This window comes from Rhizobium sp. 2YAF20 (genome assembly GCF_052114685.1).
Classification (GTDB): Bacteria; Pseudomonadota; Alphaproteobacteria; order Rhizobiales; family Rhizobiaceae; genus Rhizobium.
Genome location: NZ_JBFRFF010000029.1, coordinates 25642 through 39926, shown reverse-complemented (window position 1 = coordinate 39926; position 14285 = coordinate 25642). Strand labels below are relative to the sequence as shown.

Here is a 14285-nt window from a genome sequence, read left to right as displayed (position 1 = left end):
GGACTTTCAATTCAAGAGAGGAATCAAAAACATGCCCATAACCAAGGCGGCGCCGACCAACGCTGCTCTGCTGGCCTTTCTGAAGAGCTAGTGAGCAACGGCTGTCGTGCGCCAGGATTTGGATCCCGCTACGGCCGGTTCAGGGGTTTTTGTTCGGTTCTTTTCCCGCGACAAAGCTGCAAGTCTTGAGTTTGCACTTGGGGCCCTACAGCCTCGGCCGAGGCATCCCCTCGAATTCGAGATGTGCGATTGTACATCATCACACCTGGATGGTGCGACGGGAAGCGAGGAAGAATCCACGTCCCGACAGAGCTGCTCCCTGCCCTGCCAAAGACGCTTTGTTCAGAGGAGATAAAACTATGACCATATCCACCAAAAAGCCCGCTTCAAAAAATCAGCATGACATCGTTGATCAAGGCAGGCGAACGTTGATCGCGTCTGCGGCAATCGGTCTGGTCGCAGCAGGAACGGCTACTGTTTTGGCCCCCAACCTCGCATCGGCCGCTACGGAAGATGCGATCCGGCCGTTCCGCGCCAACGCTGCAGGCGAAGACCTCATGGACCTTCGCCGCCGCATTCAGATGACGCGTTGGCCCGATCAGGAGACGGTCGCCGATCAGTCGCAGGGAATTCAGCTTTCAAAACTCAGGCCTTTCGTTGAGTATTGGGGCACCGATTATGACTGGAGGAAGGCCGAAGCGAAGCTGAACTCCTTCCCGCAATACATGACCGAGATCGAGGGTCTCGACGTTCACTTCATTCACGTTCGCTCGATCCATCCCAACGCGATGCCTGTGATCGTCACCCACGGTTGGCCGGGCTCGGTGTTCGAAATTCTGAAAGCCATTGGTCCGCTCACCGATCCGACCGCACATGGCGGAAGTGCTGAGGACGCCTTCGATGTTGTTGCTCCATCGATGCCCGGCTATGGCTTTTCCGGCAAACCCACGACGACCGGATGGAGCCCAGATCACACGGCGCGTATCTGGGCCGAGCTGATGAAGCGCCTCGGCTACAAGCGTTACGTTGCCCAAGGCGGGGACTGGGGTTCTCCAGTCTCAAGCGCGATGGCGCGACTGGCTCCCGCTGGCTTGCTGGGCATCCACATCAACCTGCCTGCCGTTGTCCCACCTGAGATCGCCGTCATTCTCGCCGTGGGCGGCCCCGCGCCTGATGGCCTCACCGAGAAGGAGCGTACGACTTTCGAGACGCTCAGCACGGCTGCCAAGATGGGCAACAGGTCCTATGCCACGATGATGGGCACCCGTCCGCAAACCGTCGGATATGGGCTGACAGATTCACCCGCAGGTCTTGCGGCGTGGATGCTCGGGCATCCAGGTTTCACACGTTGGACCTACAAGGACAGCGACCCGGAAAAGTCGCCAGACGAGGTGCTCGACGACATCACGCTCTATTGGTTGACGAACAGCGCCGTCTCGTCGGCCCGCCTCTACTGGGAGTATGGCGGCGGTCGCAGTCCCGTTTTGGCAGCCGGAGAGAAAACGAGCGAAATTGCGCTGCCGGTGGCGATCACGGTGTTCCCAGGTGAGAGCTACCAAGCTCCGGAGACATGGGCGCGGCGTGCGTATCGCAATCTCAGTTATTTTCACGAAGTCAATAAAGGTGGCCATTTTGCCGCGTGGGAGGAGCCTGAACTCTTCTCGGCCGAGCTGCGGGCCGCATTCCGACCGCTGCGGTAACGTGGTTCGCCTAGTATCCTAGTGACAATTGCAGCAGTCGTCGGTTCTGCCAGCTTTTCAAGCCCGATCAGAGTTTGGATGGGGTTAAGGTGGATGAACAACTGAATGTAGCCATTTGTTTCTTCTTATGATTCTAGCCCACATCGATCTGTTAGTTTGCCGATGCAGAGCTTGAAGGCAGGCGTCCAGTTGGCCCCCGCCAGAAAAGGTCGTTGGACTTTCAACTGTGGATCGATGGTTTCGCCTCGTGATGGAGACGCCCAGGAAGCTATCTTGAGCAACTTGGTGGTGCCTGCGACAGGACCATCTCTAACGCAGGCTCGCGCAAGTCCTTCCGGAAACCCCGACCAGGCGGACTTCAATTTTTATTCTGGGGCAGCGCCGCTTTACTCGAGGTCGTATTCCCTTTCGGTCGGGGGCGCGGGTTCTCCAAAAAGCGCAAAAGCAAGTTCCGTTTTTTCTTGTGCTGGACAAGATCGATATCACTAACAAGCTTTGCGCCGCCTTCGCGCCGCTCCAATGTGATCTTGCGGCTATGGAAGGCTTCCAGCTCAGCTCGATGCGCTACACTTATAATGGTGACCTTCGGCAATTCGTGGATCATCATCTCCATCATCTTGTCCTGGCTCTTCTCATCGAGTGCTGACGTTGCTTCATCCAGCACGATGATATCGGGATTGTGTAGCAGGAGACGCGCAAATGCGAGCCGCTGCTTTTCGCCACCCGACAACGTATGGTCCCAGGGCGCGTCTTCCTCGACCTTGTCCTTCAAATAATCGAGTCCCACCTTGTCGAGGGCCGCCTTGATCTTATCGAGCGTCCAGCTATCCTCGGCACTGGGATAGGCGACTGCGCGGCGAAGCGTACCGGAAGGGATATAAGACCGTTGCGGTAACATGAACAGTCGTCTGTCGGCGTGGAAATTGACGCTGCCGCCACCCCATGGCCAAAGACCTGCGATGGCCCGCACCAGCGTGCTCTTGCCTGAACCGGATTCTCCCGCTACGAGCACCCACTCGCCTGGTTCGATCACAACCTGGGTTTCCTTGACCACGGCGGTGCCGTCGTCGAGCGACACCGACAGATCGTTTAGGCTCAGCATCGCATCGCCTTCAGTTTCACCGCGATTGATGCGTCCCAAGGCGTTGCTCTGTTCTGCGCGCTCGAGCCCGTCGAGCGACATCATCAGCGAAGCAATGCGCCGTGCGCAGGCGTTCCAATCGGCAAGACGGGGGTAGTTGTCAACCAACCATCCGAACGCACTCTGAACGATGGCGAAGGCAGAGGCAGCCTGCATGACCTCTCCAAGAGTCATACTGCCCTCGAGGAACTTTGGAGCGCAAAGCAAAATCGGCACGACTGGCGCAAACAGGCTCGACCCCTGCGACACAAGCGTTGTGCGCATGTGCTGGCGTGCAAGGAGCGCCCATTGCTTAAGGACATTGGCGAACGTCTTGTCGACATCGTTGCGCTCTTCCTCTTCACCGCCGAGCAACGCGATACTCTCGCCGTTTTCCCGCACGTGCGTCAGCATGTAGCGAAACTCGGCTTCCGCCTGATTTTTGACCTCAGAGACCTGGACGAAATTGCGGCCGATGACCGCTATCGAGCTGGACGTGATCGCAGCGTAGAGTACCGCAGTGACGACGAGGAAGGCGGGAACAGTGATGGTCGAACCTGCGATCGTCAGAGTGAGAGCCCCGCCGATGGTCCAGAGCACCACGATGAAGGTCGAGGCCGACAAAAATGCAGATATGACGCCAGCGATAAAATCGACAGGGGATTCGGTGGCAATCCGCAAATCCTCCGCGATGCGCGCCTCGGGGTTCTTGTGATCGCCGCCGATGAGGTTCAACTGGTAGTAACGGCCGTTGGCGAGCCAGCGCGCGATCACTGCGGCGGTGAGCCAGGAACGCCAGCGGCGCTGAATCGTCATACGAAGAGAGACTTGTGCCACGACAAGGACTACGCTTCCGAGCACGAGTGGCAGGAATACGGCGCTCAGAAAGTAGACGGTGCGGGCGTTGTGTTGCTCTATGGCGTCAAAAATTGCGCGATTCCAGACATTGATTCCATACTGGAAGCCGACATTGATACCGATCAGGGTCAATAGCCCGATTGAGCACGGCCAAGCGAGCCTGTGGCCGCCGCGGCCCCAGTAACCGCGCGCGCTGATCCAGAAACGCGTTAGTAAATACCTCTTGCGCGCCTGCTCAGCCTCCTCAGGCGTCAACTCTCGATCGGGCTCAATGACATCTGGCGGCGGCGCGGCCTCGACAGTCGATGCCTTCTCCTGGCGCGACGTCTCGGGAGCCTGCGGATTGGTGCCGTCTACGGATTTCGGATTGAATTTTGGGTCGGCCATAAGCACAATAACGGCTTAAAAATCAAAAGGTTTCATGATGCCAGTATCGAACATCACATCGGAGGCTTGTCGAGGGAATGAGGTAGTGGCCGTTCGAACTCACGGGATAACCATTGCGTTCGCAGAGCCTGACCAACAACTTCCGCCGGCATGCCTCGTGGTCATTCATCCGGCAAAAGCGGAGCGATTTGGTTGCTTTTGGCAAGCAATTATAGGCAACTATTTAGTTGCAGTGACTATGGCAAATGGAAAAGCGGCGGAGTTGATTGGTCCTTGTTCAGATGGCTAGCGCTATGGCGCCTGCTCGCAGATGCTCCAGCGTCCGCGCGACCCCCTCTTCTAGACTGACCAGCGGCGTTAGTCCGTAGGAGCGTTGCAGGACCGTATCACCGCAACGGTAAAAAACACCTTCGGGATGGCCCGATCGGCCGGCGACGGCCGGCTGCCAGCCAATCTGCCGACTGATGGTCTCGGCCAATTCGATGAACGAGGTAGCAATGCCGGTCGAAAGATTGAGACTGGCGCCGTCGGGAAGCAATTCCTTCGTCTGCCAGATGAAATCGATGCAGTCGGAAACATGGATGAAATCACGGCACTGTCGGCCTGAGCCCCAAACGAATACTTCTGCCGCGCCTTGCTCTGCAAGCAACCGGCGACAGATCGCCGGGAAAGGATAGGCGAGATCCTGATCCTCGCCGTAGCCGCTGAACGGTCGGTAGGCGATGGCGCGTAGGCCGTAGCGCTCGACATAGAGCTTCATCAGATATTCGCCGGTCAGTTTCGCCCAGCCATAGCTGAGGTCGGGTACGCCGATGGCGGCGTCGAAATTGATCATGTCCTCCGCTAGCAGCCGATGATTTCCGACGGTCTGCAGCGACACTGGATAGGCCGCGCTGGAGCTAAAGAATACCACTGAACCCGGCTTGGCGCGTGACGCCCACTGCCATAGCTCCGCATCGACCGCCAGATCCTCAGCAACATCGAGCGCCCGCGTTTCCAACGTCACGCGGCCGCCGACCAGGGCCGCCAGATGGAAGACATAGTCAAAATGCTCAAGCGGGCGTGCGAAGAAAGCGCGACAAGCTTCCTGGAGAAATGTGAAGCGGGAGCGCGCGAAACGCTGCCACAAGTCCGGATGAAGTGCCCCCGTCCCCACCACCAGCGAATCGACGCAGACGACATCCAGTCCTTCAGCAAGAAGCCGCCGGATAAGATGTCGGCCGACGAAACCGCAGCCGCCCGTCACCAAGGCACGTGCCATTGTCCACCCCCACTAATGCGTAGAGAAGCTGCTACGCCCCATATAGATGTCCACCATTTTGAGCCCCCATTCCGCTCTGCTCGGCGCGATCCGTTGGCCAAGGGCAAATGCACCCTCGCTCAGCCTTCGCATAAGACGGTCGTCATCTGTCGCCGCCAATTTCTCAGCCAGCGAATTTGCATCGCCGCTATCGAAAACCAAACCGGCGTCGTTGTTCTCGACTTCCGTCGCAATCAGCGCATTGCTGCTGACAATCACCGGGATGCCGGACATCAATGCTTCGGCCGCGACCAGACCGTAAGGCTCGGGCATGCGAGACGGCATGATGAAAACGCGCGCTTCGCTCGCGTGCCTCGTGACCTCTTCATCGCTCAGCCAACCGGGCACGAAGCAATGCGGCAACGCACGCTGCATCTCCGCAAGCAACGGTCCTCGTCCGATAAGCGTAGCTGTCCTGCCCGTTTTGTTGAGCGCATCCGCCAGGGTTTGCACCCCTTTTTCCCAGCACATGCGGCCGAGATAGATGGTGCGGCGGTTGCTCCATACCTCCACCGGCCCCCGCGTCAATGGCTCCGTCGGCGTGCGCAGCGTCGTGAAATGCTGCAAAGGGCCGGAGCGCAGATGCGCCTCCATGTTTTCATGGGCCAGCACGATGCCGACGCGGCTCCAGAATTCCTCGCCGACGCCCTGTTGGGTCAAGGCTCGGCTGAAACGCCAAAGTTTATGGAAATAATTGCGCTTGTCGCAGTTGGTCGCCAGGCATGCAGCAGACAGCGGCTTGATATGGCAGACGTCGCCGCTGCGGAAATTGATGAGCCCTCCGTTTGGACAGTTCAGGAAGAAATCATGCGCTGTGACGATGACTTTGGCCTCGTGCTTTGCAAGCGCATAGAAAATCGACGGCGACAGGATTTGCGACCAACCGTGCACGTGCACGACGGTCTCCTCTGCCGATTCCTGAAGCAATCCCTCCATCGCCTCGTAGGCGCGCCTATTGTAGTTCTTCGTGAAGACATCGGTGAAAGTCGGACCTTCCCGCAGGGGCCGCTCGCCAAGCGCGACTGTCCGAATGCCGGCGAACTGCGGCTTGAGACCTTCACCATCATCGCCGACCAGTATGGCGCAAGTCAGACCCGCATCCATGCCTGCCTCAAGACATTGCAATGCCACCTTGGTCGCGCCGCCGCGAACGGTTGAAACGTCATTGACAACTATGAGACGCATGAGACCAGACGCCCGCTTGTGTTATCTGGGCGGACGAAAGAAATTGGTCTCTTACGTCGCGCACCTGACATACATAGAGGGGGCTAACACAGCGCTATTGCAATTCATCCATTCGCATGAGGGCATCCCGCTTTCAGATCGAATCAACAATATCTTAAAGATTCAAAGGGCTGGAATGCCTTTAGCGTGTGCTCACTATGGTTGTTACTCTAGGATTGGTTGATCAAGCGAAGACGGAAATTCGCCCCCGAGCGCGTCTGGCTCATGCTTACGCCAACCCGGGTGCAATCCGGCACGGCGCGAATATGCATTGAAGCACTTACGGATGCGCTATAGCTTCGGATCTCGCCGCCATACATGAGAGCACGAGAGCGCCGTGAGCCCTGCCCTTCCGCATCTATATTCGCCCTTCACCATCAGGCGCACGGTCATCAAGAACCGCATCATGTCAACGGGCCACGACACAACATTGCCGACAGCGTTTGTGCCGAATGACGCACTGATCGCCTACCAACAAGCGCGGGCAAAAGGCGGCGTCGGGCTGATTGTGCTGCAGGTCGCCGGCGTGCACGAAACCGCGCGCTATACTTCCCATTTGCTGATGGCGACCAGCGATGACTGCATTCCGGGCTACCGGAGGCTGGCCGAGGTCTGTCATGAAAATGGCGCGACCGTTTTCGGCCAACTCTTCCATCCCGGCCGGGAAATCATGGAAACCAGCGAAGGGACAGCACCGGTCGCCTATGCACCCTCGGCTGTCCCGAACCAGCGTTTCCATGTCATGCCGAGGGCACTGTCGTCCCGAATGATCGACGAGATCGTCCAGGGTTACGGCCAGGCCGCCCGTCGATTGCAAGAAGCAGGACTCGATGGTGTCGAAATCGTCGGCAGTCATGGATATCTGCCGGTCCAATTCGTCAACCCGCGTGTCAATCTGCGCGAGGACAATTACGGCGGTTCACTTGGCAATCGCTTGCGTTTTATTCGTGAGGTCGCTGAAGCTGTTCGTGCCGCAACAGGGCCGGACTTCATCTGCGGCTTGCGGTTCAGCGCTGCGGATAACGACCTGAACGGGATGACCGCGGCAGAGGTATCAGAGGCCCTTATCGCTCTCGACGGCATCTTTGATTATTTCAACCTGACGATAGGGTCCTCGGCAAGTTTCGGCGGCGCTGTCCATATCGCTCCGCCGATGGCGTTTGCGAGCGCATATGGTGCCACGACGGCCGCCGCGATAAAAAGGCAGGTCGCGACCCCGGTATTTTATGCCGGCCGTGTCAACCAGCCTCAGGATGCTGAACGACTTCTTGCCGCCGGCGATGTCGATATGGTGGGAATGACACGCGCCCTGATTTGCGATCCAGAGATGCCGGCCAAAGCGAAGGAAGGTCGCTTTGATGATATTCGCGCCTGCATCGCTTGCAACCAAGCCTGCATTGGCCATTTCCAACTGGGCGTTTCCATCTCATGCATTCAACATCCGGAAACGGGACGCGAGTTGCAGTATGGGCGGATGACGTTTGCCGGGGTGGCGAAGCGTGTCGTCGTGGCTGGAGGCGGCCCCGCGGGAATGAAGGCAGCGATCGTCGCGGCGCAACGCGGACATGAAGTCACACTCTACGAGGCCACGGATCGCCTGGGTGGTCAGGCACTGCTGGCTCAACTGATACCGCGGCGAACCGAGTTCGGCGGCATCGTCACCAATCTGGCGCACGAGGCGGAGCTGGCCGGCGTCACTATAGTCAAAAACACCCGTGTTGATCGCTCTTTGATCGAGCGGTTAAGCCCGGACACTGTGATCGTAGCGACGGGCGCCAAGCCTCGGCGTCTCGATATTCCTGGTGCGGAGACCGCGCATGTGGTGACCGCCTGGCAGGTTCTTCGCGACGAGGTCAACGTCGGCAGTTCGGTGCTGATTGTGGACTGGCGCTGTGACTGGATCGGCATGGGAATAGCTGAGAAGCTGGCGCGGGCGGGCTGCAAGGTTCGCCTTGCCGTCAATGGCTATATGCCTGGTCAGCGCATCCAGGCCTATGTTCGTGATCAGTGGGCAGGCGTTCTGCATGATCTCGGTGTGGACGTCATTCCCTATGCCGACCTCTACGGCGTCGACGGCGCCACGGTCTATCTCTCGCATGTGACTGGAAAGGAGCCGATCATCATTGATGGTATCGATACGCTTGTTACATCTCTGGGCCATGACGCGGTGAATATCCTTGAGGCGGAGCTTTCGCAGTTCGGCGGCGATCTACGCATTATCGGGGACTGTCTGACGCCGCGAACAGCAGAGGAAGCCGTGCTCGAGGGACTGAGAGCCGGCTGGGCAGTCTGACGGCGATTGCCAATTGCGGATCAGACCGTTGGGCTGCGGTCTCATGTTTGGGCGACCGAAGCCACGAGTTTTCTTTGATGCTATGGAGTGGCTGGCGACGCTCCGGGCACGGTGCCGCCAGCCTCCGCAGAGCAGAGCCCTGCGCACCAGGCGAGCGTGGGCAAGCCGGATACAATCTAAAGCAGATCGCACGAATATGAGCTCGAGCTGAGGGGTTAATGCGCGACGAAATCCGCCCAAGGGCAGGACTGTGCTGAATGCACAGGTAGTCTATCTCGACCAGGCGCTCACGCATCTGGGAAACCGCACCCAAGCCGCGGAACTTCCTTCATCGCTTCCCGTTCATTGGTAAATAAGGTGATGACATGCCCGTAGGAAAGAAGCAGGTCGATATCCGTACAACTCCACATAAGAGCGTGAGGGTTGGGTGGGTGGTCTGCGGGGTCGTTGTCATTGGGCTAGCCGCCACGGGATGGTGGCTTATGAAACCGCAGCCGACCGAGACGGCCGTGACCGGCTCCACAATATTGGCGACTGCCCCTGCAGCCCCACCGCATCAGCTCAATGCCGACGGGGCGCCCAGGTCGGATTAGTTCCGAAAATTCCCTTGCTAGGCCCGAAGCGATGTAGCAGGGGCCGTTGTCGGCAAGCAGGCGCGGTTTGTGCTCGACCCTTGCCGTGTCGCAACCGGATACTGTGAGCGCTAAGTTCAGCGTGTCGGTGACATCCTCGACCTTCAGACGACGAAGGAAAAAAATATCCTGCCGGACTTGATGCTGTATTTGGACGACTGGCAATCGAACTTCAGGCGCGACTAGACCACTTTGGATACATGTCATCGCTCGGAATGCTGCAGGAGATCGCAATGGCCGAACTGCCGCCTGGGTTCGGTTGCACATTGCTCGGTCCCAAACGATTTCGGCAAACCGCCGCTGCGTAGGCAACGTCGAAGGCAGAAACTGGAAGTTCGCCTTAATTTAGCGCGCCCCTCAAGTTCAAGCAGAGCTTAGTCAATAAAAACCGTGCCTTGCCCGGGTTTTTTGTATCAAACGTTGGGCCGGATGTCGGCTCCCTATCCTGAAAAAGGAAGCGCAGCGTGGCCCAACCCGTGGCACCTTTGTTTTCTCGCAGGAATCCCTTGTCCAAGCATGAGTGGACTTTTCCGATTGATTGCTTCTGAGTTGGCTGCCCACAATCGCCAACGGCCTGAGCCTTCGACGAGCTTTAGCTTGGCGTCTCGCAAGCGAGCATTGCAATACGAACACCGCGTGCGCCGAGCGCTTCGCCTTGTCAGGCGTCGAGCTCGGCCTAGGTTCCCACTGTCAGCCAATTGAGGAGCGCCAATATGCCAAGAACCGTTGCCGACTACATTGCAGAGGCTCTGCTCCAGCAAGGTGTGAAACGGGTCTATGGGGTTGTCGGCGACTCATTGAACGGCTTCACGGATGCTCTGAGGCGACTGAAGGCGATTGAATGGGTGCACATGCGCCATGAAGAAGGCGCTGCCTTTGCGGCTGGTGCCGAAGCGCATCTTACCGGTGAGCTTTCGGTTTGCGCGGGAGGCTGCGGGCCGGGCAATCTGCATCTGATAAACGGTCTATTCGACTGCCAACGCAGCGGCGTTCCGGTACTCGCCATTGCCGCGCACATTCCCAGTTCAGAAATCGGAATCGACTATTTCCAGGCGACCCATCCAGAGCATCTCTTCAAAGAATGCAGCCATTACGTTGAGTTGGTCTCCAACCCTGAGCAGCTTCCACAAATACTGACGAGAGCCATGCGGGTCGCGGTCGGCAAGAATGGGGTCGCTGTCGTTGTCATCCCGGGTGATGTGGCATTGAAGCCGAGTAAAGCCAAGGTACCTGTCTGGCTTACTCCTAAAGCTCCGGCAGCCTTGCCCGATCCAGCCGACGTCGCCAATCTCGCCAACATGCTGAACGCGTCAAGCAAGGTCGCGCTAATGTGCGGAGCCGGATGTGCCGGTCTGCACGACGAGATCGTGGCGCTTGCCGCCCACCTCAAGGCACCGATCATTCATTCGTTGCGGGGCAAAGAGCACGTCGAATATGACAATCCCTATGACGTCGGAATGACCGGATTGGTTGGGTTCGCGTCTGGCTATGCCGCGATGAAGGAATGCGACGCACTGCTCCTCATCGGCACAGATTTTCCCTACCGGCAGTTCTATCCAGAAAGGGCGCTTATTGCACAGGTTGACATCCGACCCGAGGCGCTCGGCAATCGATGCGGTCTCGATATAGGCGTCCTGGGCGACGTTAAGTCGACGCTCAAGCTGCTCATGCCACATATTGAGGAGAAGACCGACAGGCGGTTCCTAGACGCCGCCCTCGCCCATTATCTGAAAGCCCGAAAGGATCTGGACGCGCTTGCTGTGCCGGATCCAAAGAGCACTACCATCCACCCGCAATACCTGACGCGGCTTGTCAGCGAGTTGGCTGCCGAAGACGCAATCTTCACATGCGACGTAGGAACCCCGATCGCATGGACAGCGCGATATCTGAAGATGAACGGCAAACGGCGGTTAGTCGGTTCGTTCAACCATGGATCCATGGCGAACGCGCTCTTGCATTCCATCGGAGCCCAGTCCGCTTTTCCCGGCCGTCAGGTCGTTTCCATGTCGGGCGACGGCGGCTTTTCCATGATGATGGGCGACTTTCTGACCCTCATTCAGATGGAGCTTCCGGTCAAGGTCATCGTGTTGAACAACGGCACACTGGGCTTCGTCGAAATGGAGATGAAGGCTGGTGGCTTCCTTGACGTCGGATGCGATCTCAAGAATCCAAACTTTGCCGCGATGGCAGAAGCTATGGGAGTTAAAGGCATCCGTGTTGAGCGACCGGGAGATCTCGAACCCTCATTGAGGGAGGCCTTGGCCCACGACGGTCCTGCCCTCGTGGATGTCGTCAGCGCCCGACAAGAACTTGTCATGCCGCCCAAGACGACGATTGGAGAAGCCTATAATTTTGGTTTGTTCATGATGACGGCCGTGCTTGACGGGCGAGCTAACCAGCTTGTTGACCTTGCTAAAGTGAACTTGAGACGTTGAGGTCGCCGCCGGTCTGGGCGGAGAGTGATGCCAATACCTGGTGACGGCAATTCCGATCAGCCTAACGACCAAGGGTTTGCCAACCACGTAGATCCTTTTGCACCTTCGAAATCCGTTATGGTTCATGAGAGCGCTCTGAAGAGATGGCTGGTATTTTACTCAGAGCGTGCTGGTCGCTCAGCGTCGGACCCTGGAATTGCCACCAGGATCATTCCCATCGGCGTCCGGAGGTGTTTTCTTTGGCCGGGGGGCGCGGTTCCGAAGTCGTCATATCGATGCTGGTTTTCTTCGAACGGCTGCGCGGGCGTTCTGCCATTTAGAATTCGATCAGGTTCCTCGGTTCGCGCCCTCGACAGCCCCGCCTCGTCCGAAAACCTCGGCCATTCGCCATGAACTCAGAGCTCCTAGCATCCATCGGCCAGACCCGTCCCCGCTCTTACAAACACCATGCAGTTGGTTAGCTTTGAGCGATACGGATACAAGTTCCGCTCATCCTAGCCCAGAGATCGAGCATGATCGATCGCATTCGCTCGTTTATGATTATTGTGCGGCGCAATATGACGCTTTTTGATCGTTTCTTGATTGACACTGCTGAGACGATGCGAAATAGATGAGTTAGGGAGGAACTTCGATGCAGACACGCAATCGCGTCATCGCCGCTATGGCGCTGGAGCAAGCTACCGACACCGGCGTCGATCCCGCGGTGCGATCTGGTGGACGACCTTCGCTGGCAGTTCGAACCTCAAGCGTCTCCGCAATTGCGATCCCCACTGCGACCGTGCTGAAGTCTTGCCGATGAACGCCCCGATGCAAAGTCCAGTGCCGCAGATCCCAGCAGACGATATTCCTGCCATTCTGGAAATGCGTGGCATTTCGCAGATATTCCCCGGAGTGAAGGCGCTCGACAACGTCAGCATCTCGCTCTACCCGGGCAAAGTCACCGCGCTGATCGGCGAAAACGGTGCCGGCAAATCGACCCTCGTCAAGATCCTGACCGGCATCTATCGCCCCAACGAAGGCGAGATCCTCGTCGACGGCAGGCTCATAACCTTTACCAGCGCGCAGGCCGCGATCGACGCCGGCGTAACCGCTATCCATCAGGAGACCGTGCTCTTCGACGAGTTGACGGTTGCCGAGAACATCTTTCTTGGTCATGCCCCGCGTACAGCCTGGCGAACGATAGACTGGAAGACGATGAACAGCCGGGCGAGAACCCTGCTAGAATCGCTTGAAAGCACCATCGATCCAACGATACGCCTGAAGGACCTCTCGATTGCCCAGCGCCATCTGGTGGCGATCGCCCGGGCGCTATCGATCGAAGCACGCATCGTCATCATGGACGAGCCGACCGCAGCGCTGTCGCGCAAGGAGATCGACGATCTGTTCCGCATCGTCGAGGGACTGAAGGCAAAAGGCAAAGCCATTCTCTTCATCAGCCACAAGTTCGACGAGGTCTACGAGATCGCCGACAACTTTGCCGTCTTTCGCGATGGACGCGCGGTTGGCCATGGACGCCTGAAAGAGACGCCACAGGATGAGATCGTTCGCATGATGGTCGGCCGCGATGTCAAGGATGTGTTCCCCAAGGTGACCGTCGCGATCGGCGATACCGTGCTCGATGTCGAAAGCTATTGTCACCGCACCGAATTTCGCGACATCTCATTTAAGCTGAGGCGCGGCGAAATCCTTGGCGTCTATGGGCTGATCGGCGCCGGCCGCTCCGAGCTTTGCCAGTCGCTTTTCGGCATCACGCGCCCGCTTTCCGGCCGTCTTGTGCTCGAGGGCAAGGAAATCAGCATCCATTCACCACAGGATGCCATCCATGCCGGCATCGTCTATGTGCCGGAGGAGCGCGGCCGTCATGGTCTAGCGTTGCCGATGCCCATTTACCAGAACATGTCGCTGCCCTCGCTGCTGCGCACTTCGAGGCGCGGCTTCCTGAAGGCTGCAAACGAGCTGGCGCTTGCCCGAAAATATGCCGAACGGCTCGATCTGCGTGCGGCGTCACTGTCGGTGCCGGTCGGAACACTTTCGGGCGGAAACCAGCAGAAAGTGGTGATCGGCAAGTGGCTTGCCACACAACCGAAGGTCATCATCCTCGACGAGCCGACAAAGGGCATCGACATCGGGTCCAAGGCTGCCGTGCACGCATTCATCGGCGAACTGGCAGCGGAAGGCCTCAGCATCATCATGATATCCTCCGAACTTCCGGAGATCATCGGCATGTCGGATCGGGTGCTGGTGATGAAGGAAGGCCTATCGGCAGGGCTGTTCGAGCGCGGCGCGCTGGCGCCAGAAACGCTGGTGCGCGCCGCCACGGGCAATGCATAGGGAGG

8 protein-coding genes are annotated in these 14285 nt (G+C 58.1%); 5 read left to right on the top strand and 3 right to left on the bottom strand.

The genetic code is table 11. The annotated features are described in order from the left end of the window. The first annotated feature begins 359 nt into the window (after positions 1–359). Positions 360–1700 carry an epoxide hydrolase family protein gene (locus AB4Z52_RS25645; protein ID WP_442220720.1) on the top strand — a complete coding sequence of 447 codons (1341 nt, stop codon included), beginning with the start codon at positions 360–362 and terminating at the stop codon, positions 1698–1700. 358 nt (positions 1701–2058) lie between these two features. Here AB4Z52_RS25645 and AB4Z52_RS25640 read toward each other — a convergent pair whose 3' ends face one another. The 3 genes from AB4Z52_RS25640 to AB4Z52_RS25630 all read right to left on the bottom strand — a co-directional run bounded on the left by AB4Z52_RS25640 (position 2059) and on the right by AB4Z52_RS25630 (position 6550). Next, complete coding sequence (locus AB4Z52_RS25640; RefSeq protein ID WP_442220719.1) at positions 2059–4065, bottom strand: ABC transporter ATP-binding protein/permease; 2007 nt, start codon at positions 4063–4065, stop codon at positions 2059–2061. Positions 4066–4342: 277 nt separating this feature from the next. Beyond that, positions 4343–5326: an NAD-dependent epimerase/dehydratase family protein gene (locus AB4Z52_RS25635; protein WP_442220718.1), complete on the bottom strand. Its 984-nt coding sequence runs from the start codon at positions 5324–5326 to the stop codon at positions 4343–4345. Between the two features lie 12 nt (positions 5327–5338). Beyond that, complete coding sequence (locus AB4Z52_RS25630; RefSeq protein WP_442220717.1) at positions 5339–6550, bottom strand: glycosyltransferase family 4 protein; 1212 nt, start codon at positions 6548–6550, stop codon at positions 5339–5341. 376 nt (positions 6551–6926) lie between these two features. On the opposite strand from AB4Z52_RS25630, the gene AB4Z52_RS25625 reads away from it, so the two are divergent. The 4 genes from AB4Z52_RS25625 (at position 6927) to AB4Z52_RS25610 (ending at position 14280) form a co-directional block, all read left to right on the top strand. Next, positions 6927–8882 (top strand): oxidoreductase, encoded by a 1956-nt coding sequence (locus AB4Z52_RS25625; RefSeq protein ID WP_442220716.1) that lies wholly within the window; start codon positions 6927–6929, stop codon positions 8880–8882. A 1345-nt stretch (positions 8883–10227) separates the two neighbouring features. Beyond that, positions 10228–11949, top strand: a complete 1722-nt coding sequence (gene poxB / locus AB4Z52_RS25620) for a ubiquinone-dependent pyruvate dehydrogenase (RefSeq protein ID WP_442220715.1) — start codon at positions 10228–10230, stop codon at positions 11947–11949. Between the two features lie 631 nt (positions 11950–12580). Then, on the top strand, positions 12581–12748 hold the full coding sequence (locus AB4Z52_RS25615; protein ID WP_442220714.1) for a hypothetical protein: 168 nt from the start codon (positions 12581–12583) through the stop codon (positions 12746–12748). Then, positions 12745–14280, top strand: a complete 1536-nt coding sequence (locus tag AB4Z52_RS25610) for a sugar ABC transporter ATP-binding protein (protein ID WP_442220713.1) — start codon at positions 12745–12747, stop codon at positions 14278–14280. The genes AB4Z52_RS25615 and AB4Z52_RS25610 overlap by 4 nt, the downstream gene beginning before the upstream one ends. Positions 14281–14285: the final 5 nt, after the last annotated feature.